At 61.4% G+C, this 22095-nt stretch carries 17 protein-coding genes; 13 read left to right on the top strand and 4 right to left on the bottom strand.

Annotation, left to right across the window (positions count from 1 at the left end):
- Window positions 1–215: 215 nt before the first annotated feature.
- Window positions 216–1370 (top strand): DNA polymerase III subunit, encoded by a 1155-nt coding sequence (locus BDD14_RS24875; protein WP_130422198.1) that lies wholly within the window; start codon window positions 216–218, stop codon window positions 1368–1370.
- Between the two features lie 59 nt (window positions 1371–1429).
- Here the strand turns inward: BDD14_RS24875 and BDD14_RS24870 are convergent, their stop codons facing one another.
- Complete coding sequence (locus BDD14_RS24870) at window positions 1430–2476, bottom strand: L-threonylcarbamoyladenylate synthase (RefSeq protein ID WP_130422196.1); 1047 nt, start codon at window positions 2474–2476, stop codon at window positions 1430–1432.
- 53 nt (window positions 2477–2529) lie between these two features.
- On the opposite strand from BDD14_RS24870, the gene BDD14_RS24865 reads away from it, so the two are divergent.
- From BDD14_RS24865 to BDD14_RS24855, 3 genes are all read left to right on the top strand, one after another.
- On the top strand, window positions 2530–3129 hold the full coding sequence (locus tag BDD14_RS24865; protein WP_130422194.1) for a class IV adenylate cyclase: 600 nt from the start codon (window positions 2530–2532) through the stop codon (window positions 3127–3129).
- A gap of 62 nt (window positions 3130–3191) precedes the next feature.
- Window positions 3192–3518, top strand: a complete 327-nt coding sequence (locus BDD14_RS32580; RefSeq protein WP_207231821.1) for a TonB family protein — start codon at window positions 3192–3194, stop codon at window positions 3516–3518.
- Between the two features lie 63 nt (window positions 3519–3581).
- Window positions 3582–5294 (top strand): methyl-accepting chemotaxis protein, encoded by a 1713-nt coding sequence (locus BDD14_RS24855; RefSeq protein WP_130422192.1) that lies wholly within the window; start codon window positions 3582–3584, stop codon window positions 5292–5294.
- A gap of 115 nt (window positions 5295–5409) precedes the next feature.
- On the opposite strand, the gene BDD14_RS24850 is transcribed toward BDD14_RS24855, so the two are convergent.
- Complete coding sequence (locus BDD14_RS24850; RefSeq protein WP_130422190.1) at window positions 5410–6567, bottom strand: energy transducer TonB; 1158 nt, start codon at window positions 6565–6567, stop codon at window positions 5410–5412.
- Window positions 6568–6845: 278 nt separating this feature from the next.
- Here BDD14_RS24850 and ileS point away from each other — a divergent pair, with 278 nt between their 5' ends.
- Both ileS and lspA read left to right on the top strand, forming a co-directional pair.
- A complete protein-coding gene (ileS, locus tag BDD14_RS24845; RefSeq protein ID WP_130422188.1) occupies window positions 6846–9842 on the top strand; it encodes an isoleucine--tRNA ligase in 2997 nt (998 codons plus the stop codon).
- Window positions 9843–9849: 7 nt separating this feature from the next.
- Entirely contained in the window at window positions 9850–10413 is a 564-nt protein-coding gene (gene lspA, locus BDD14_RS24840; RefSeq protein WP_130422186.1) for a signal peptidase II, read from the top strand.
- Window positions 10414–10479: 66 nt separating this feature from the next.
- On the opposite strand, the gene BDD14_RS24835 is transcribed toward lspA, so the two are convergent.
- Window positions 10480–11541: an NAD(P)-dependent alcohol dehydrogenase gene (locus tag BDD14_RS24835; protein ID WP_130422184.1), complete on the bottom strand. Its 1062-nt coding sequence runs from the start codon at window positions 11539–11541 to the stop codon at window positions 10480–10482.
- 145 nt (window positions 11542–11686) lie between these two features.
- On the opposite strand from BDD14_RS24835, the gene BDD14_RS24830 reads away from it, so the two are divergent.
- The 3 genes from BDD14_RS24830 (at window position 11687) to BDD14_RS24820 (ending at window position 17654) form a co-directional block, all read left to right on the top strand.
- On the top strand, window positions 11687–12595 hold the full coding sequence (locus tag BDD14_RS24830; RefSeq protein ID WP_130422182.1) for a DUF5996 family protein: 909 nt from the start codon (window positions 11687–11689) through the stop codon (window positions 12593–12595).
- Between the two features lie 372 nt (window positions 12596–12967).
- Window positions 12968–16060 (top strand): excinuclease ABC subunit UvrA, encoded by a 3093-nt coding sequence (uvrA, locus tag BDD14_RS24825; RefSeq protein WP_130422180.1) that lies wholly within the window; start codon window positions 12968–12970, stop codon window positions 16058–16060.
- Window positions 16061–16325: 265 nt separating this feature from the next.
- Window positions 16326–17654 (top strand): sensor domain-containing diguanylate cyclase, encoded by a 1329-nt coding sequence (locus BDD14_RS24820; protein ID WP_165420228.1) that lies wholly within the window; start codon window positions 16326–16328, stop codon window positions 17652–17654.
- 111 nt (window positions 17655–17765) lie between these two features.
- Here BDD14_RS24820 and BDD14_RS24815 read toward each other — a convergent pair whose 3' ends face one another.
- A complete protein-coding gene (locus tag BDD14_RS24815; RefSeq protein WP_130422175.1) occupies window positions 17766–18218 on the bottom strand; it encodes a hypothetical protein in 453 nt (150 codons plus the stop codon).
- A 245-nt stretch (window positions 18219–18463) separates the two neighbouring features.
- Here BDD14_RS24815 and BDD14_RS24810 point away from each other — a divergent pair, with 245 nt between their 5' ends.
- From BDD14_RS24810 to BDD14_RS24795, 4 genes are all read left to right on the top strand, one after another.
- Window positions 18464–19822 (top strand): tetratricopeptide repeat protein, encoded by a 1359-nt coding sequence (locus BDD14_RS24810; RefSeq protein WP_130422173.1) that lies wholly within the window; start codon window positions 18464–18466, stop codon window positions 19820–19822.
- A 75-nt stretch (window positions 19823–19897) separates the two neighbouring features.
- A complete protein-coding gene (locus tag BDD14_RS24805; RefSeq protein ID WP_130422171.1) occupies window positions 19898–20350 on the top strand; it encodes a hypothetical protein in 453 nt (150 codons plus the stop codon).
- Between the two features lie 23 nt (window positions 20351–20373).
- Entirely contained in the window at window positions 20374–20913 is a 540-nt protein-coding gene (locus BDD14_RS24800; RefSeq protein WP_130422169.1) for a hypothetical protein, read from the top strand.
- A gap of 68 nt (window positions 20914–20981) precedes the next feature.
- Complete coding sequence (locus BDD14_RS24795) at window positions 20982–22088, top strand: oxidoreductase (RefSeq protein ID WP_130422167.1); 1107 nt, start codon at window positions 20982–20984, stop codon at window positions 22086–22088.
- Window positions 22089–22095 lie beyond the last annotated feature (7 nt).

Raw genomic sequence — 22095 nt, 5'->3', positions numbered from 1 at the left:
TTGCCCATGCGACGTCAACTCAAAACACATATTTTCAATTACTTAAATTGCATCCATCAAGTAAAACTAGAGGTGCCGATCAGTTTGCTCCCATAGCCTAAGATAGAAGGAGAGAGAAACTGAGCCGGATCGGATCGATTCCCCTGCGACATTTCGGGAGGTCCACCCCTAAGTTCTCTGAATCGAAGATTTTGCCCGAAAAGAGGGGGAGGGGCATGGCCCAGAATCCGGAGATCCAGATCGCCTATCCGGCTGACTTCAACGCCTTCCTCGGAAACGCCGCCGCCGTCGAGCACCTTCGCACCGCGATCGCCGCCGGCCGCTTCCCGCACGCTCTCATCCTCTCCGGCCCCGCAGGCGCCGGAAAATATACCCTCGCCCTCATGCTCGCGATGGCCATCGAGTGCGAGCGACAGCCCCGCGACCTCTGGTCGAACGGACAGTCTCTCGCCGGCTTCTGCGGAGTCTGTCGCAACTGCACCCGCATCGCCACCGCCTTCGCCCTCGACGACGAGATCGACAAGGCCGTCGCCGCCCGCGAAGAGCTGCGCGAGACCGACAAGAAAGAGACCCGCGTCCTCATCCAGCCGCACCCGGACGTCCTCATCATCCCGCCCGACCCGCCACAGCTGCTCATCAAGCTCGGCCAGGTCCGCACCCTCATCCACAGCGCCAACTACCTCCCCGGCGAAGCGCCGCGCAAGATCTTCATCCTCACCGCCTCCAGCTTCATGAAGGAGGCCGCAAACTCCCTCCTCAAAGTTCTCGAGGAGCCGCCCGCGACCGTCCACATCATCCTGCTCTCCGAAAATCCAGGCGAGCTTCTCCCCACCATCCGCTCCCGCGCCGCGCTCGTCCGCCTCGGAGCCCTTCCGGTCGAAGAGATCGAGATGCTGCTCAGCGATCGCCGCCCTGACGTTCCGCCGAAGCAGCGCACGCTCATCGCCCGCCTCGCTCAAGGAGCGGCAGGACGCGCCCTTGGCTTCGACCTCGCCACGTATACCGCCGCGCGTGCCGACGCCATGCTTCTGCTCCGTCAAGCCACACAGGAACCCGATCACACCGTCCTGTTCAAAATGACCGAGACCTATCGCGCCGGAGCGGAAGGCCAGCAGAAGACCGCCGATCTCCTGCGCACCCTCACCCTCCTGCTCGAAGACGTCCTCCTCATCCAGTCCGGAACCCCCGAGCTGGTGCGCAACACCGATCTGCGCGCCGAGCTCGATCGCATCGCACAGACGGTTTCCTTCCAGTGGATCGAGCAGGCCTCCCGCGCCCTTGACCAGGTCTGGAGCGGAATGCGCCGCAACCTTCTGCGCTCGCTATCACTCGACGCCTTCGCCGGTCAGCTCGCCACCGCCACCCGCTGACACCAGGCCATACTGCTGCCGTGTCATCCTGAGCGCAGCGAAGTCGAAGGACCTGGTGGTCACTTCTCCCGAGCGGCCTTCCCCAGCCGGTCACGAATCGCCTCGCCAATTCCGCCTATCTCCGGCACCGGGCAGACGATCACCGATGCTCCCGCCTCATCCAGCTCTCGCAGACCTGCAAACAAGCGCCGCGCCAGACCCGCTCCATCACTCCACGCGCCCCAGTGGTAAACCAGCGGAGCAGACGAGCTCTCCCATCCCTCCGGGAGCATCACCCCTACGGTCCCATCCTCTCGAGAGACCTCTTCAATCGCAGGAATAAGGCTTCCCTCCAGCGGAAGCGAAAGCTCCGAAACCAGCCGAAGTCGAGCCCGTGGAGCATAGTGACGAATCCCAACTCCCGGCGAAGGCAGGCTCTCCGGTGTGCCGGCATTCCCGGCCGGCCGATACACCTTCACCATCCCCGCTCCCAGCACCTGTTCCAGCTCCTCCCTGGAGACTCCGCCGGGCCGATACATCATCCAACCCTCACACTCCTCGGCAGGACCAATCACCGTCGACTCGACCCCAACCTCCGTCGATCCGCCATCCAGCACAGCATCGATCCGTCCATCCAGATCCTCCAGTACATGAGCTGCGGTCGTAGGGCTTGTCCTCCCAAACCGATTCGCGCTCGGAGCCGCAATCGGAACCCCAGCCGCGCGAATCAGCCCAAGCGCCAATTCATGGCGCGGCATCCTCACTCCGACCAGACGACGCCCCGCAGTCACCGCATCCGGCACCGCAGACGTCCGAGGCAGCAGGAGTGTCAATGGTCCTGGCCAGAACGCCGTGATTAGTGCCTCCACCTGGGTCTTCCTCGCAGCTGGGATCGCAGCCACCCTCTCTACCATCACAGGGTCGGAGACATGCACGATCACCGGATCCCATCCGGGCCTCTCCTTGGCCGCGAAGATCTTCGCAACTGCCTCTGCATCAAGGGCATTCGCTCCCAGCCCGTAGACCGTCTCCGTAGGAAACGCCACGGTTCCGCCCTCGCGCAGAATCTCCGCCGCACGCGGGATTCCCTGCGTTCCTTCTAAACGCTCCGTTTTTCCGCCGGACATATCTTTCCATCCTACCGCCGCCGCTCGAGCCCCAACCGCCGTATACTCACCCCATGTCGAACGCTGAGATCGAACTCAAGCTCCCCATCTCCGATCCCGCAGCCTTCCAATCTCGACTTCTCGAGCTGGGCTTTCACATCGAGACTCGGCGCACGTTTGAGCACAACACCCTCTACGACACTCCCTCTCGCGACCTCCGCGCCCGTACCGAGATCCTCCGCATCCGTCAGTACGGGAACACCTATATCGTCACCCACAAGGGGCTGGCCGATCCTCACAGCGCACCAGACTCCACCCGTTACAAGGTGCGTATCGAGACAGAAACGACCGTAGGCGACGGTCCCACCCTCGCCGCCATCTTCGAACACCTCGGCTACGCTCCGGCCTTCGTCTACGAGAAATATCGCACCGAGTGGTCTCATGCGTCCGAACCGTCCGCGCATGTAGTTGTCGATGAGACCCCCATCGGGACCTATGCCGAGCTCGAGGGGCCTCCAGACTGGATCGAGCGAACCCTCAGCCAGCTCTCGATCGACCCAGCGACCTGCCTCACCGACAGCTATGGAAAGCTCTTCCTCGACTGGAAGCAGCGCACCGGCAGTACGGCCGAAAATCTTACCTTCGCGGAGATCGGCGCTCCCGCCCTTGTCTAACCGCTAAAGCCCAAGGCTCCATCTGCCGATACAGCCTCTGAAATCTATTTTGGAGGCAAATCGTGGCACTCTCTCGTCGTTTTCTCTCTCCACTTCTTCTCATCGCGGTTCTTGCACTTGGTCCCGGCAGCGCATCGGCCGCGGGCCATCGCGCCATCGTCAGCAGGGTGCCGCCCGTTTATCCCGAACTCGCCCGCCGCATGCACGTCAGCGGAGTAGTTGTGGTTCAACTTGTGGTCGCTCCTGATGGCTCGGTCTCGGATGCGAAGGTCGAATCCGGCCATGCTCTTCTCGGCACAGCCGCGCAGGACGCCGTTCGCCGCTGGCGCTTCGAGCCGGCCACGGAGGCCACCAGCATGACGGTCGACGTCAACTTCGCCAATCAGTAATTCTTCGCACGTAAGCGGCGGCAACTCACAACTTCTATTCCACCCTCAGCGACGGGAAGGCTCATGAAACTCGAACAGAAACTCGGCCTCGCGACAGGCGCTCTCATCTTCGCCATGCTTCTAAGTGCATTTACTGCAACCATGCGCATCCAGGAGGCGAACCGCCTGGCCACAAGCGCCACAACTCAACACATCCCCCTCAATGCGGCCACACGCGATCTTCGTCTCCGCATGGTCTACAGCATCCATGCGCTTGAGTCCTACATGCTCTTTGGAGTCGACCCCGCCTCGTCGGCCGCCTTCCGCCGCGCACGACAGGAATATCTCGTCCAGGCCGATGAGTCCATGACGAAGCTCAGGCAGTATGCCGAACGCTCGAACCTTGGGTATGACTCCACACGCATCCAGGAGCTCGCGTCCGGACTCTCCACGTTGAAGAATCTCGAAGAAAAAGTGGAACAACTGAACGAGAGCAAGACCTCGCAGGGTACAGCGCAGGCATACGAGATCTTTCAAAATCAGATTCTGCCGCTCGAGAAGTCGCTCTTCGCTATGACCGGCGATCTCGGTGACTCCCAGATGACCCAGGCGGACCTTGAGATTACGCAACTTCAGCACGCCAACAGCTCCACGCTCTGGACTCTATGGATCGCGACCATCCTCGGAGCCCTGGTGGGCGGCTTCATCTCCTTTACCCTCTCGCGCCGCATCACCCGTTCGATCGATCTCGTTGCCGAACGCGCCGATTCCATCGCCGAAGGAGACCTGACTGGCGATGAGCTGGCGCATCTCTACGGCAGCGACCAGATCGGAACGCTCGCCAAAGCCATGCAGAAGATGCAATCCAATCTGGGCGCGATCATCGGCACCGTCGTCCAGACCGCCGGCTCCCTTACCGGAAGCGCGGTCTCCATGCGATCCGCCTCCGATCAGATTCATCGCCGCATCGATCAGCAGAGCCAGCAGACGCAACAGGCAGCCACAGCAATGCAGGAGATGTCCGCTTCCATCGCCGAGGTCTCCCGCCACACGCAGTCTGCTGCGGAGACGGCACGCAACGCGGCGCAAACCGCTCGCGACGGCGGAGACATCGTCAAGCAGGTGCTCGGTTCCATGCACTCGATCGCGTCGGCCGTCAGCGAGACCTCGTCCACGGTCGGCCTGCTCGGCGAGGACTCCAAGCGCATCTCGCAGATCGTTACGGTCATCGACGAGATCGCCCGCAAGACCAACCTGCTTGCACTGAACGCCGCCATCGAGGCCGCTCGCGCCGGCGACCATGGCCGTGGATTCGCGGTCGTCGCCGGCGAGGTTCGCCGCCTTGCCGAGAGCACCGCGCAGGCGACGGGCGAGATCGCAACCATGATTCAGGAGATCCAGGACCGTACCCGCGTCGCCATCTCCAGCATGGAAAGCGGTACCGGAACCGTTCAACAGGGCGTCGTCACCACAAACCAGGCCGGCGAGGCACTGGAGCGCATCATCGGAATGGCCGAACGCGTCGACAAGATGATCGCCCAGATCGCCATCGCCGCCTCACAACAGGCAGCGGCGGCCGATCAGTCCTCTGCGAGCCTCGACTCCATCCACTCTCTCAGCAATGAGAACCTGGCTGGAATGGCAACGACTACCTCGGGGATCGAGTCTCTCCGAACCACCGCAGTGACGCTCGAAGAGCAGGTTGATCGCTTTCAGCTACAGACCCAAAGCGTGAAGATGATCCGTTCCGCCAACACTCCTACGCCGCACGCGAGCCGAGCTTCGCACGCAGCATAACCTGCCTCGATACGCGCCAAAGGGAAAGACCTGCGGCAACGGCAGGTCTTTTCCCTTTGGATTCCTCTTCGCTGAAATCGATACCCCCGCGACACTCGCAGAGTTCCCCGAGATGCTAGAAGATCTGGAAGTTCACCTCGACATTCAGTTCCACCAGCACCGGCTTTCCATTCTCCATCGCCGGCTTGAACTTGTACTGCCGCACGGCCTCGATCGCCTTCTCATCGAGTCCCATACCCACTCCGCGGATGATCCGCACGTGGCTGGGATTGCCGTTGGTGTCGACCCACAGGTTCACAAGCACATTCCCGGCGACCTTGGCCTTGCGGGCCTCTTCAGAGAACTCAGGCTCGACCGAGTAGATCAGCTGCGGCGCCGAAACGCCTCCGCCGATGCGCCTCGGTCCGCCACCCGTATTCCCTCCCGAGCCCGGCCCGATTCCCGAGCCGCTGCCGGAACCCAGCCCGGTACCCGAACCGTTGCCCATTGACATACCGATCAGCGGCGAGTTCGCCACGCCGATCTGCGGGATGCTGCTCGCCATGTGAACGTCCTTCTGGACCTCCACCGTCGGCTCGATCTTGATCTTCGGCTCCTGCAGCGGGGGCGCCTTTGGAGGCACGATCTGGGTCTCCGCAAACTTTGGCGGAGTTCCCTTTGTGACCGGAGTCGGTCCACGCTGTCCGCCGCCTCCTCCCATCGCCTGGGCCCTCATGGGCGCCAATGGTGGAATCGACACATTCGTCAGCTCAGGCTGCTTGAACGGAGCCGCAAACGGTACCTTCTTGTGCAGCATCCATGCAACGAGAAGAAAGAGAAGAGCGTAGACCGCGATTGCGGATCCCGTCGCCTTCGGGTCCTGCTTGGCCCTCAGCAGATCCTGTACCGGGATCGGCTTCGACTCCAGGACCAACGGAGGCAGCTTCTGCGGGAAGAAGACATCGCGAATACTGTTCTTCAGCGAGGTGAAGACGCCCTCTTCCTCGATGACGAGGTCGCTCTCCACCGGTTGCGATTCCAGATTCAGCGGTGCCTGTTTTACGGGATTGAAGACATCACGCAGGTTCTCGATGAGGGAGGCCCACATCGAGCCTTCTGTCTCTTCGTTCAGCTTTGGAGCCTCTACCGCCGGACGCAGCGTCGGGCCTGCATCCTTGGTTTCCTCATCCGTTGAATTCAGCCAAGTATTTGCCATTAAGCTGCTTTGCCTCGACGACAGCTGAGCCACTTCGGCATCACCGCCGGTTTCCTGGGGAAGTCGAACATCTCCCATCTCTCCTACCGGTCTTCCGCCGGCTTCCTCTGTTGTACCGCGAAGGCAGGCAACTGGCTCCGGGAATATTCTACAAAGATTCGCCTCGCCGCGCTCGTCTCATTTGACTCGCGGCGTCATCGGATCGTCTCTTGCCTTTTCTCAGGAAATATGCAACCTCCCCCGCTAGCGTCTTCGACACACTCGCCCTCCGCTCCCGGAGAGATCCAACACCGGCCTTCCAGCCCAGATACAATAGACGTTTGCCGTACCTCCTGAAAAGCGAGCCAAACGAACCGATGCCGGAAGTAACCGCGACCAAGTCCGAGACCACCCAGACCGAACCTCAGGCCAAGCCCCTGAAGTCGACCCTGAACCTGCCCCAGACCGCCTTCGCCATGAAGGCCAATCTCCCGGTCAACGAGCCTATTCGCCTTGCCGCCTGGCAGCAACAGGATATTTACGCCCAGATTCGCTCTGCCCGTGCCGGCGCCCCCAAATACATCCTCCACGATGGCCCGCCCTACGCCAACGGAGCCATCCACCTTGGCCATGCGCTCAACAAGTGCATCAAGGACTTTGTCGTCAAAACCAAGACCATGGCGGGTTTCGACGCCCCTTACGTCCCCGGATGGGACTGTCACGGTCTTCCCATCGAGATCAAGGTCGACGAACAGCTAGGCCGCAAGAAGCTCGAGATGGACCCGCTCGCCGTGCGCAAGGCCTGCCGCGAGTACGCACAGAAGTACGTTGACCTGCAGCGCTCCCAGTTCGAGCGCATCGGCGTCTTCGGCCGCTGGTCAAATCCCTACCTCACGATGTCCCTCCCCTACGAGGCCTCCATCGTCGAGACCTTCTACAACTTCTTCGAGAAGGGCTTTGTCTACAAGGGACTGAAGCCCGTCTACTGGTGCATCCACGACAGGACCGCCCTCGCCGAGGCCGAGATCGAGTACGAGATGCACACCTCGCCCTCGATCTACGTCCGTTACGCGCTCACAAGTGAAGCCGCGGCCATCGATCCGGCGCTCGCGAACCTTCCCGTCTACACCATCATCTGGACGACCACCCCGTGGACGCTCCCGGCCTCCCTCGCCGTCGCTTTCAATCCCGAACTCGATTACGTAGCCCTCAAGAACACCGATGGCAACATCTACATCGTCGCCGAAGCGCTCGCCGCGCAGACCCGCGACGCCTGCAACCTTCCTGACGCCAAAGAAATCGCGCGCTTCAAGGGCACGCAGCTCGATCGCGTCACCTTCCAACACCCCTTCCTGCAGGAAAATGGAAAAGCGCGTGAGATCCTCGGCGTCAACGCCGACTACGTCACCACCGACCAGGGCACCGGAGCCGTCCACACCGCGCCCTCGCACGGCGCCGACGACTTCGCCACCGGAACCCGCTACGGCCTCTCCCAGCTCTGCGACGTCGACGCCGCGGGCCGCCTCCGCAACGGCCTGCCCGAGTACGACGGCCTGCAGATCTTCAAGGCCAACCCGGCCATCATCGAGCTGGTTCGAGCTCGCGGCGCGCTCATGGGCCTGAGCGAGATCCACCACTCCTATCCGCACTGCTGGCGCTGCCACAATCCCGTCATCTTCCGGGCTACCGAGCAGTGGTTCATCTCCATGGAAACTCCCATGCCGGCACAAACTTCAAATGCCGTCACTCTGAGCGGAGCGAAGAATCCCGGTAGCTCGCCCGAAGTGCCACAACCACCCGCTACCACTACGGAGACCTTCCGCCAGCGCACACTCGACGAGATCGCAAACGTCATCTGGGACCCGTCCTGGGGGCAGGAGCGCATCTCCAACATGATCGCCACCCGGCCCGACTGGACCATCTCCCGCCAGCGCATCTGGGGCGTGCCCATCGCCGTCTTCATGTGCGAGAAGTGCCACACGCCTCTCAACGATCCCACGATCAACAAGAGCATCGTCGATCTCTTCCACCGCGAGGGAGCCGACGCCTGGTACGCCCACGACGTCGCCGCGCTTCTTCCCGCCGGAACCGCCTGCGCCTCCTGCGCCGGAACCGCGTTCCGCAAGGAGATGGACATCCTCGACGTCTGGTTCGAATCCGGCGCGAGCTGGCACGCCGTTCTCGATGTCGAACCCGAGCTTGAATGGCCGGCCGACCTCTACACCGAGGGCGGGGATCAGCATCGCGGCTGGTTCCACTCCTCCATCCTTACCTCTGTCGCGGTTCGTGGCAAAGCGCCGTATCGCATGGTCGCCACCTCCGGCTGGACCCTCGACGAGCAAGGCCGCGCCTTCTCCAAGTCCCTCGGCAACGGCGTCGACCCCGTCGACATCGCCAAGCGCCTCGGCGGCGAGATCGTCCGTCTCTGGGTCGCCTCCGTCGACTTCCGCGAAGACGTCGCCGCCAGCGAGAACCTGATGCAGCGCGTCAGCGACAACTATCGCAAGCTGCGCAACACCTTCCGCTTCCTTCTCGGCAACCTGCACGACTTCAACCCGGCCACCGATGCCGTCCATAATTTTGCAAAGCTCGAACCCTTAGACCAGTACATCTTCGCCAGACTCGCCGAGCTGGACAAAAAGATCCGCCGCGCCTATGACGACTTCGAGTTCCACCGCGCCTATCACGCGCTCAACGAGTTCATCAACACCGACCTCAGCGCTCTCTATCTCGACGTGCTCAAAGATCGGCTCTACACCTTCGCACCCAACGCACCCGCACGCCGCTCCGCCCAGACCGCGCTCTGGCGCATCGCCGAGACGCTCACCCGTCTCGTCGCACCCATCCTCAGCTTCACCGCCGAAGAGGTCTGGCATTCACTCCCGAAGATCGAGAACCGCGAAGCCAGCGTCCATCTCGCTCTCTTCCCCAGCCTCTCGGAGGTCATCCCGGTTGACACGAAGAACCTCCTCGAAGACTGGCAGAAGCTGCTCGACGTTCGCAGCGAGGCTCTCGTCAGCATCGAGGCCGAGCGCAAGGCGGGCCGCGTCGGCAAGGGACTGGACGCCTCCGTCGACCTGCTCATCAGCGACGCTGCCCTGTCACAGCTCCTCGCTCGCTACTCCACCGCTCTGCCTGAACTGTTCAACGTCTCGCATGTCACGCTCAAAGGAGCGGTAGCCTCCAGCAACCCGCAGTCAGTACCTGTTGCTGCAATCACCGTTCCGGCCTCCGGCACCAAGTGCGAACGCTGCTGGCGCTACACCACCGACGTGGGCGATGAAGCAAAATATCCCACTGTCTGCCTGCGTTGCGCCGACGCTCTTGACGCTATCGGGTATCCTCCTTATGCCGCCTCATCTCCTACGGAGTAAGCCCTGAATGCCCGAGCGCTACGAGTACCCGCCAACCGAGTTCGACCCCCAGCCCCGCCGCGCCCGCGCCACAGGACAGCGGCGGCGCTACTTCCCCCTGCTGCTCGGGCTCGCGGCCTTCGTCGCCATCGCCGATCACGTCAGCAAGAAGTTCATCACCCACCGCCTTCCAGTGGGCCGCTCTCACACGGTCATCCCGGGAATCCTGAACATCACTCACGTCCTCAACACGGGCGCCGCCTTCAGCTTCCTCGCCGACACCGCCTCGCCCGACCTCGTTCTGCGCGGACTGATCCTCTTCTCCGTCGCCGCCGTTCTCATCGTCGGCGTAATGCTCATCCGCAGCTGCAATTGCCTCTCGTTGACCTGTATCGCACTCGCCCTCATCCTCGGCGGAGCAGTTGGCAACCTCTACGACCGCATCGTCTACCACTACGTCATCGACTTCATCGGCTTCCACATCGGCCCCTACCACTGGCCCGACTTCAACTTCGCGGACTCCGCCATCGTCATCGGAGCCTGCCTGCTGATGATCGAGATCATTCGCCCACAGCCGGAACCCCGGAGCTGACACCCTCGCCCCAAGGGAAACTCAGTCTCTCGGGAGGCGACAGCGAATGCCGACAAGCGCGTTTCGTCAAAACTTGACGACGGCTCGCCCCACAATATCGCCGCCGCGCATCAGCTCAATGTTTTCGTTGATCTTCTCAAACCGGACGATCTTGAGTTTGTGACGGATCTTTCCCTGCTGCGCGAGCGTGACGACTTCGCTGAGGTCGTTGTAGTTCCCCCAGAAGGAGCCGTGGTAGGTATATTCGCGGGCGACCAGGGGAAACAGTGGAAGGCTGATCTTGTCCCCCACCAGGCCGACCGAGCAATAATGACCCGAAGGCGACAATAGACTGAACCCTAACTGGATCATCTCTTCCGCCCCTGCGCAGTCGATCACCGCGTCAAGTTCGCCCTGTCCTATCGTCCGGCTCAGTTCTTTCCGAATCTCATCCAGAGATTTTCCCGTGGTGTTAATCACGAAATCGGCGCCGAGGTCTTTGGCTGCTTTGAGCTTTTCCTGATTTCGGGCAAAGGCGACGACCGTCGCACCGCCCGACAGCAGCTTCGCATATTGCACGGCATAGGTACCGAGACCACCGATGCCAAAGACCGCGAGGACACGATTGGGACCAAGGGCACCTGCATCGCGCAGCTTCTTGATTCCGCGATAGGGAGTCAGCCCCGCGTCCGTGAGCGGAGCGAGTTCTTCCGCCTTCAGCTTGAAGCGCTTGTCTACCTTGATCAGATATCGATAGGGCACCGGAAGATATTCGGAGTAGCCGCCATAAGGCCCAAACCCCGGCCATCTTCCATGGATGCAGATCTGCGTGTCGCCCTTCTGGCACCAGCGACATATTCCATCTCCCCAGCCGCCCACCACCACCACCTCGTCGCCGTCCTCGAAACCCGCAACCTTGGGGACCATGTTCCCGATCTTGTCGATAGTTCCGGCAATCTCATGACCGAGTATGGCGGGAAGTGGTATTGGGGCATATTTGTGGAAATATCCGTCAATCAGTTGCAGGTCGGTGCGACACATTCCAGCCGCCGTAACTCTGACAAGAACTTCGTCAGCAGCGATCTCGGGAACCGGCACCTCTTCAAGAACCAACGGCTGTTTGTAGGCATGCATCCTTGCTGCTCGCATCGTTCGTCGTCCTCAGTTTCTAAGCCGACCGTGCTCTGCAGGGCTTCACTTCACCGCGTTGGCGTTTTATGGTACGGGATTATAAGCGAGGCACGGTGAAACGTGCCCTTCGTGATATATCCTTCCACCAACAATGGGGGGCGCTATGAGTGCTGCTGCGTGGCCTGAGTTACCGTGGAGCGACTGGTCTGAAACCGCCGACACGCTGCATATGTGGACACAGATCGTCGGCAAGACACGCCTGGCGCTTACGCCGCTACAGAATCACTGGTGGAACGTCCCTCTCTATGTCACGGCACGTGGCTTGACGACGTCGGCAATGGATTACGGGGACGATGTCCTCGATATCGAGTTCGACTTCCTCAATCATCAACTGCTGATGCGCCTTGGCTCGGGAAAGAGTCAATCTCTTGCCCTGAAACCGAAGTCTGTTGCCGAGTTCTACCGCGAATACTTCCAATGCCTGGATGCGCTCGGCGTTTCCGTAAAGATATGGCCGATGCCGGTCGAGGTTAAGGATCCCATCCGCTTTGACCTCGATACACAGCACAACGCCTACGACCCGGAGTATGTGCACAGGTTCTGGCAAGTCCTGGTTCACGCGGAAAAGGTGTTTCGTGCCTGGGCTCCCGGCTTTCTGGGAAAGGTGAGTCCCGCCCATTTTTTCTGGGGAAGCTTCGATTTCGTGGTAACCCGCTTTTCGGGCCGTCCCGCGCAGCCTCGCGCGGGTGCTGACTCGATTCAACGGGAGGCTTACTCCCACGAGGTCATCTCTGCCGGATTCTGGCCGGGAAACGGCGGATACGGTGCTGCGGCGTTCTACTGTTACGCGGCTCCTGTGCCGCCCGACCTGTCGGAGAAGAATATCTCCCCCGCCGCAGCGAAATGGGACAACACGCTCGGGGAATATGTCTTCCTGTACGACGATGTGCGGCGTCAGGCGTCGCCGGAAGCAGCCCTGCTCGAGTTCTTCGAGAATGCATATTCCGCTGCTGCGGACTCCGCGAAGTGGGATCGAAATACCCTGGAACGGAAACCGCAAGAGGTCAGATGAACCTGGCATACTTCAACTTCGCCGACTCCACCATCGTCATCTGACCCTGCCTGCTCGTGCTTGAGATCTTCCCGCCGCAGTCCATAAGACAAGGGCCTCCGCATAACCGATACAGCCGTCATTCTGAGCGAAGCGAAGAATCTCAGTAGTTCGCCGGTAAAGCCACGGCTTTCCGCGCTAAAGCCAAGGCGGTGTGTCAATTTGATTGGAGTAGATGTGATTCGTTCCGTCGGCGCATAAGGTAAAGAACAGACAGGACGGAACCTTGGATAGCCAGCCCAACGACCGCAACCCCCCGGAAACGCAGCCTACGGTCTTGCAAGCCCAAAACTCGCATTTCCCCGCCTCATGCCTGAAAATAGAAGTTTGGCTATGAGCATCCCGAAGCCCGACCAGAACCTGAACCAGATCACCATCCGCGGTGCCCGAACCCACAACCTCAAGGGCATCGACGTCGACATTCCGCACAACGCCCTCACGGTCGTCTCCGGCGTCTCGGGCTCGGGCAAGTCCTCGCTCGCCTTCGACACCGTCTACGCCGAGGGCCAGCGCCGCTACGTCGAGTCGCTCTCCGCCTACGCGCGCCAGTTCCTCGAACGCATCGAGAAGCCCGACGTCGACCACATCGACGGCCTCGCCCCTGCCATCGCCATCAAGCAGAAGAACCAGACGCGCAACCCGCGCTCCACCGTCGCCACCGCGACCGAGATCTACGACTACCTCCGTCTCCTCTACGCCCGCTGCGGCAGCGTCACCTGCCTCCACTGCGGAGGCATCGTCAAGACCGACACCGTCGACGAGATCGTCGCGTCCGTCCTGGCGCAGCCGGAAGGCACACGCGTCTACGCGCTCTTCCCCATCACCCGCGCCGAGCTGAAGCTCGAGCCCATGCAGCCGGCCTCCACCGAGACGCCCGCCGCAGAAGCACCCAAGCCGAAGAAGGCCGCTGCCAAAAAATCCGCGAAGCCAGCAAAGCCCGAGCCCATACTCGACCTCGCCGATTCCCTCAAGGAACGTCTGGGCGAACTCCGTCGTCGCGGCTACAACCGTCTCTATCAAAACGGAAGCATCGTCGAGTTCTCCACCCCCGAGTCCCTCCTCGAACTCGACTTCTCGCAGCCCATCTTCGTTCTCGTCGACCGCCTCGCCCTCTCCCCCGAGATCCGCTCGCGCCTCGTCGACGCCATCGAGACCGGCTACCGCGAGTCCGGCGAGATCCGCTTCCTCACCGTTCCGCGCAATCCCGAACCCGTACAGGAAAGCGGTGTCATCCTGAGCGAAGCGCGCCAGCGCGGAGTCGAAGGATCTGCGGTTTCATCGACGCCCCGGCTCCTACGTTTTTCCGCCGCCTTCGAGTGCACCACCTGCCACCGCGCCTACCGTGAGCCCGAGCCGCGCCTCTTCTCCTTCAACAATCCCTATGGAGCCTGCCCGCGCTGCCAGGGCTTCGGCAACACCATCGACTTCGACCCCAACCTCATCCTCCCCGACAAGTCGAAGACCCTCGCGCAGGGCGCCGTCGCCCCCTGGACCACTACCAAGTACCGTCCCCACCACGGCGAGATGCTCCGCGCAGCGAAATCGGCCGGCGTTCCCACCGACGTACCCTGGTACGACCTCACGCCCGAGCAACAGAGCTTCATTCAGGAAGGCTCGGGTTCCTTCCCCGGCATCCGCGGCTTCTTCGCCGCGCTCGAGCACAAGAAGTACAAGCTCCACGTCCGCGTCTTCCTGTCCAAGTACCGCGGCTACGCCACCTGCCCCGACTGCCGAGGCCAGCGGCTGCGCGCCGAGGCCCGCGCCGTCTTAATCAACGACAAAAATATCTGTGAGGTCTCCGCCCTCACCGTCACCGGCGCACGCGACTTCTTCGACTCGCTCAACCTCACGCCCTCGCAGGCCGAGATCGCCGGAAAGATCTTCGAAGAGGTCCGCCAGCGCATCCACTTCCTCGACCAGGTTGGCCTCGACTACCTCACGCTCGACCGCCTCTCCTCCACGCTCTCCGGCGGCGAGTCGCAGCGCATCCAGCTCGCCACTTCGCTAGGCTCGCGTCTCGTCGGCGCGCTCTACGTCCTCGACGAGCCCTCCATCGGCCTCCACACCCGCGACACCGCCCGCCTCATCCACATCATGGAAGAGCTGCGCGACCTCGGCAACACCATCCTCGTCGTCGAGCACGACCCCGACGTCATACGCTCCGCCGACCACCTTCTCGATCTGGGCCCCGGCGCAGGCGAGCTGGGCGGACAGCTCCTCGCCAGCGGAACCGTCGCCGAAGTCACGGCGAATCCAAACTCCATCACCGGCAAATATCTCTCCGGCCGCGCCTCCATCGCCGTCCCTAAGCACCGCCGCGAACCTGGCCGCGAGCGCGTCAAGCTCACCGGCGCGCGTATCCATAATCTGCGCGGCGTCGACATCGAGATCCCACTCAACATGCTCGTCTGCGTCACCGGAGTCTCCGGCTCCGGCAAATCCACGCTCGTCCACCAGGTCCTCTACCGCGCACTCATCCAGGCGCTCGGACAGGAAGGCGCCGCCGACGGCATCGACCCCACGCACCTCTATCGCGAGCTCTCCGGCGTGCAGCACCTCAACGACGTCATTCTCGTAGATCAATCCCCCATCGGCCGCACCCCGCGCTCCAACCCTGTCACCTACATCAAGGCCTTCGACGACGTCCGCGCCCTCTTCGCCGCGCAGCCCGACGCCAAGCGCCGCGGCCTCACCGCCGGCCACTTCTCCTTTAACGTCCCCGGCGGACGCTGCGATGTCTGCGAAGGCGACGGCACCGTCACCGTAGAGATGCAGTTCCTCGCCGACGTCGAGCTGCCCTGCGAAGAATGTAACGGAACCCGTTACAAGCCCTCCATCCTCGAGATTCGCTACAAAGGCAAAAACATCCACGACGTTCTCAACATGACCGTCAAGGAAGCCCTCGTCTACTTCGCCGGCCACCCTAAGATCGTCGATAAGCTTTACGTCCTCGATGAGGTAGGCCTTGGCTACGTCCGTCTCGGCCAGTCGGCCACCACGCTCTCCGGCGGCGAAGCCCAGCGCGTCAAGCTCGCCTCGCACCTCGCCTCGGCACGCTCCGCCTCCAATCGCTCCAACGGCAACGACGCCGCGGCCAGGGCCCGCAGCCGCACCCTCTACATCCTCGATGAGCCCACCACCGGCCTGCACTTCGACGACGTCGCCAAACTCCTCGCCGCCTTCCGCAAGCTCATCGAAGGCGGAGGCTCGCTGCTCGTCATCGAACACAACCTCGACGTCATCAAGTCCGCCGACTGGGTCATCGACCTCGGCCCCGAGGGAGGAAGCCGCGGCGGCCAGATCGTAGCCACCGGCACCCCCGAAGAGATCGCAGCCAACCCAGCCTCCCACACCGGCCACTGGCTCGCGCCCGTCCTCAAGCCTTCTACTCCAAAGCCCGAGCCGGAGCTCCAGGTCACTGCATAGCGCGCAACAGGATCGATCGACAAGAAAACGAGCGTCCTCTGACACGGCAAGGGAGCGGCAGTTCCGCGAAGGCTCCCAAAGGAGTCGGCTTCGCCGCCCTCTGGATGCTCTTCGCTCCAGGCATCCGCGCACGAATTCGGGTCTGAACTAGGATTCAGTCCCAAAACGATTCTCACAGACACAATCCGCCCCCTCTGTAACCGCAGTGGTATTGTCGCTTCCCCGAAGATTTGCTCTAATTTGCGAAAGATCATCTGGATATTTCGTGAAAAGCACCTTGACCGCCTCACAGATCGTTCGAACGATTCTGTCCTTTGCCCTTTTTGCGTTAATTGCGGTCTTTACCCTGGCCCACCCTCTCGCCCTTCATCTGCCCGGTAGCGGATATGCCTTCCTTCGCGGCAACTTCGGCCTGAAGCTCGCTACGGCGTTCCTCTGTATCGCCGCTCTAATCCTGCTGGGACGAATTACCTATTCTCTGCGCGATTTCTCGCCGCTCCTCTATGCGAGCTACGTGCTATTTGCATTCATCGTCTTCTTCGTGCTGGAGCGCCTCACCTGCGATGTCGGACCATCCTCGCACTGGATTACGTACCGGATCCAGTGGATCCAGATACTCAGCGCGATCTCCGTCGCCATCATCGCTGCAACGGTCTCGCCGAACCTCCAACGCAGGTTCGAAGGCCCCCATGCACGCCTGGAGCATGACAAGTTTCTGGCCGCTGCGGAGAGCAGCCTGGACGACTTCTACATCTTCTCCGGCATCCCCGACTCCTCCGGCAACATCGTCGACTTTCGCTTCGCGTACCTGAACCCGAATGCAGAGCGCAGGCTCCATACCAGTCGAGAAACGCTGATTGGGAAAGTGCTCTCCGAGGTTCGTCCGTTTGCGGTATCCTCGGGCATCCTCGAGCGTTATCTGGAAGTTGTCCGGACAGGAGTTCCGTTCACGACCGAGGTTTTTATCGACGACGAGATGATCAAGGCGACCTGGATCCACGTCCAGGCGGTTAAACTCGGCGACGGAGTAGCCGTCACCAGTCGCGACTTCACCGAGCGGAAACGAATCACCGATCGCGTGAACTTTCTCGCGCACTATGATCCGCTGACGGAACTCGCCAACCGCACACTGCTCCAGTACCGTCTCGATGCGGCAATCGTCCAGGCTCAGCGGGAGAATCAGAAGGTCGCGGTCTTTATGATCGATATCGACCATTTCAAACAAATCAATGACTCGCTGGGCCACTCCGTCGGCGATCTTCTGCTTCAGGCTGTCGGCAAAAGACTGCTCTCCTCCGTGCGCGAAACCGATACGGTCGCCCGCATGGGCGGGGATGAGTTCGTCATCGTGATTCCCAACTTTAAAAGCCTGAGCGACGTTGAGCGATTTGGAATGCAGATGGTCAAGGCAGTCGACCAGTCCATTAGCATCGGGGATCACGAGCTCAACGTCACGGCCAGCATAGGCCTCTCCATCTACCCCGACGCTGGCCTGGAAGCAGAACAACTGCTCAAAAACGCCGACGCCGCCATGTACGTCGTCAAGGACACCGGTCGCAACGGCCTCCACCTCTTCAGCCAAACCATGTCTTAGACAAAGCGATCAGCCTGCAACCTGAGAGATAGCAGGATCCAAAACCCACTCACCGCAATAGGCCGAAACCATGCCAACTGCTCCCCAAACCTCTCCCGTTAAAACCTGTCGTCAGAGAGACTCAACAGAGGGCGTGGGCCGACTCGCTCCCAAACCCAAAAACCAGCGAAACAGCATCATCGCGCACGCTCCAATGCCTGCGCCAAAGGCTGGCAACGCACTCTTCTCGGAATTCCAGTCTTCCTGAAGATGTATGCTTCCGTTCAAAATCAATGCCGTAAGGACGAAAGGAAGCAACACCACCAGAATGCCCGCGATAGCTCCGGCGATTCCCATCAGTAGGATTGGAACTTTCAGCACGCGATCGCCCATCGCGATCATGGGAAGCCCGACCAAAACCCACCCCGCAATAAAAAATGGCACACTCCAGAAGAAGAAAGCAAGAGTAGCACCGCCATCCCGGAGGTACACTCCGAACGCAATAGATCCCATGAACCAGCAGATCGCTAAGGCTCCCACCGAGGCCCAGAGGCGCAGAATCACCGGTAGCGTCGTCTCTTTCATCGATCTTTCGCTCCCCGGAACTCCGCTCATCTTACACATCCCCTGATCCCTTCCGCAGCCGGCGAGGGGCGAAGCGGCTTGACAACGCTGGTAAAATTTAATCAGGAAAGAAGAGAAGACCCGGCGGGATGCCGGGTCTTTGCATTTAAACTGAGCTTGTCCGCACGTATACCAGGTCCGGGCTTATCTTACCTGTTTTGAATATTTTGAGTATTTTTTGACGGGAGGGGAGAGGGTACACATCGATGCACGAGGCGAATCACAATCCGGAGGAGCGGAACCGGTCGAGGCTCATCCGACGAACCACGCTCGCAACAATTTTCTGTATGGCCTCCATCGTCTACGCCCAGCTTCCCGCCGGAACCCGCGACGCCTCCTCCCAGGCTGAAGCCCACCAGGATCCTCTCCGCGCTCAGGCCGCCGACGCCCTGGCCAAACAGGATTACGCGACCGCCGTAAAGCTCCTCTCCACGCTGGCCGAGAAGAACCCCAGGGACGCCCAGGTTCTCTATAACCTCGGCTCCGCCCAGGACGCACTTGACCAGACCTCAGACGCCGAGGCCACCTACCGACGCGCCATCGCCGCCGGCCCTAACCTGCTGGAGCCACATCTCGCCCTGGGCCTCCTGCTCGCCCGGGCGGGCAAAGTCTCCGACGCCCATGCCGAGCTGGCCGCCGCAGCCGCCATTCCCAACGGTGACCCAGCTCTTCGTGCCCGCGCCTACCGCGCCATGGCCCGGCTCGACCAGCCCTCCAATCCCGCCGGAGCCAGCGACGAACTCCTCGCCGCCCTCAAGCTCTCTCCCGAGACGGCCGATGACGTCCTCCTCACCGGCGAGCTCGCCGAGGCCAACAACGATGCCGCCTCCGCCGAAGCTGCCTATCGTCGAATTCTCGCCGCCGACCCCGACAATCTGCAGGCCATCGCCGCGCTCTCCCATCTCCTTCTCCAGCAGAGAAAGCCCGATCAGGCCGAGCCCCTCCTCACCGCTGCTCTTCAGAAGCACCCCGACGATCCGATTCTCAGCTCCCAGCTTGCCGGCCTCTATGAATCACAGAACAAGGCGGATAAGGCGCTTCCCATCGTCGAACGGCTCCACGCCAGCCAGCCGCAGGACGCCGCCATCTCCCGTCTCCTCGCGAGACTCTACGTTCGGGACCGTCAATTCGAAAAGGCCCTTCCGCTCTATGCCTCCCTCTCCGCAGCCTCCCCAAACGACCCCACCCTGCTTGACGATCAGGCCGATACCCTCATCCGGATGCGCCGCTCCGCCGATGCGGAACCCCTGCTGCAGCGTGCGGTAGCCAATCCCAAAGCCTTTCCCACCCCCGAAGCCTTTGGCGCCGCCGCCAGTCACCTCGCCTTTGCAGCTACAAATAACAACGATCCGGCCACTGTCTTGCATGCGCTCCAACTTCGTGCTACAGTGCTGCCACCATCGCCGTCGACAATATTTCTTGCAGCGACGGCGCATGACAAACTCCACCAGGTCAAGGAGGCATCTGACCTGTACAAACAGTTCCTCGCGGTAGCCAAGGGCCAGTTTCCAGACGAAGAATGGGAGGCTCGCCATCGACTTCTCGCCCTGGAGCACATGAAGTAAGGTAGTTACAAAACACGGCACGACGTCGACTCCAACGGAACACTGAAGCCAGACGCCCCTACAACGAGGTGCGTTATGCGATTCATCCTTAAATCGTTTGCTATGCTTTTCCTGGTTCTCAACTGCATCCCTTCTCGCGCAGCCGACAAAGCAGCCATTGACGAACAGCAGCTCATCCAGCTTGAGCAGCGTGCCGAGCAAGCCAACCCTCGCGATCAGTGCTTCCTCTATACCGAACTCGTCTCGGTGATGACCGATGTCGCCGGACGCCAGCTGCGAGACGGTGATCCCGATCGCGCCACAGCTACCCTCAAGAAGATCGCCGGATACGCCCAGCGTATCCAGAACAGCCTCACCCACGATGCCAAGCGTCTGAAGAATGCCGAAAAACTCATGCACGACACCACGTACCGGCTCAATCAATATCTGCATAGCGCCGCGTACGAGGATCGTCCGACACTCCAGGCCACGCTCAAGCAGCTGAACCAGGTACAGACCCAGCTGCTCACCCAGGTCTTCAGCCGCTGAGACGACAGGCTACAATCACCCGGATGCGACGCCTCGCGCTGTCCCTCCTCGTGTTTTCTCTCCTCGCCCCCTGCGCTCTCGCCCAGCGCGGCGAGGCCCCGTTGTCAGAGGGCGAGATCGAACAGCTCCGCGACTCCGCGTATATCGCCAATGATCGGGTCGTGGTCTTTATCAAGCTCATCGATTCCCGCATCAAGTCGCTGCAGGACATGTACGCCAAACCACGCCGCCCAGGTCGTGAACAGGATACCCATGACCTTCTCGAGCAGTTCACCTCGCTGGCTGACGAACTCAGTGACAACCTCGACGACTACGGCCCCCGCCATCGCGATATCCGCAAAGCACTTCCCAAGCTGATTGAGGCCACCGAACGCTGGGCCACTGCGATCAAGTCTCCGCCCGATAACGATCTCTACAACGTCTCCCGCAGGATTGCGCTCGAATCCGTCCAGGACCTGAAGGGTCAGGCCAGCGAGATGATCGAAGAACAGAAGGCGTGGTTTGCGGCTCATCCGCCGCAGAAAAAGCAGAACCCCGCCGATGCCGACATGGCCCCGCGCTGACACCTGGGCATGCCCGGCGTGCCTTGGGTCCGCCGCATGCTGCTAGTCTGAATAGACAGACGAGCATCATGACAAAGCACTCCTCGGACCTCATTCGCACCGGACTGATCGGCTATGGCTACGCTGGCAAAACCTTCCACGCTCCACTGATTCGCGCTGTTCCTGGAATGGACCTCACGGTCGTCGGCTCAAGCAGGCCCGACCGGGTCCTCGCCGACATCCCGGGAGTTCAGATCTGTTCCGCCGAGGAAACGGCGATTCATCCTGATCTCGACCTGATCGTTATCGCCAGTCCCAACGAGAGTCACTTCCCTCTTGCCGCAGCCGCGCTCAAGGCAGGCAAACACGTCGTCGTCGACAAGCCCTTCACCCTGGACCTGGCCGAAGCCCGCGAACTCGTCGAATTGGCCCGGCAACAGAACCGGCTTCTATCCGTCTTTCAAAACCGGCGTTGGGAGAGCGATATTCTCGCTGCCAAATCCATTCTCGCGTCCGGCGTCCTGGGAACAGTTACGCACTTTGAAGCGCACATGGATCGCTTTCGCCCGCTGGTTCGCCAGCGCTGGCGCGAAGATCCCGGTCCCGGCGCCGGGCTATGGTTCGATCTCGGGCCACACCTCATCGATCTGACCCTGCATCTCTTCGGTCTGCCCGAAGCCGTCCTCGCAAGCTTTGCCGCGATGCGCCCGGGAGGCAAAACCGACGATTGGGCGCATGTGCAGCTCGTCTACCCAGGTCTGCGCGTCATCCTCAACGCTACCCTGCTCTCCTCCGGTGGCATGCCACGCACCTTGCTCCATGGCACGCGTGCAAGCTGGGCGAAGTACGGCCCCGACCTCCAGGAGAAGCAGCTCGTCGAAGGCATCGTCGCTCCCGGTACAACGGGCTTTGGCGACGATCCCGATCCCGGCATCCTCTTCGACGGAGCGACGGGGCAGCGCACAGAGATTCCCGTTCCGCCTGCCGACCAGATCGGCTATTACCTCGGCGTGCGTGATGCCATTCTCGGTCTCAGTCCGCTTCCGGTTTCGCCTGAGTCCGCAATCGCCGTGATGGCGATTCTCGAAATGTCCTTTGCATCCGGCGCTCAAGGCAAGCTGCTGCCCGTTCCCCTCACGCCCGAAGAGCGTGAGGCCTACCAGGAGCGAGAACAGCCTGTGCCGTCGCTCTCCTAACTCCGTC

This window comes from Edaphobacter modestus, from assembly GCF_004217555.1.
GTDB lineage: Bacteria > Acidobacteriota > Terriglobia > Terriglobales > Acidobacteriaceae > Edaphobacter > Edaphobacter modestus.
Note: the sequence above shows the minus strand (reverse complement) of the source record. Positions and strands in the feature narration are given on the sequence as shown.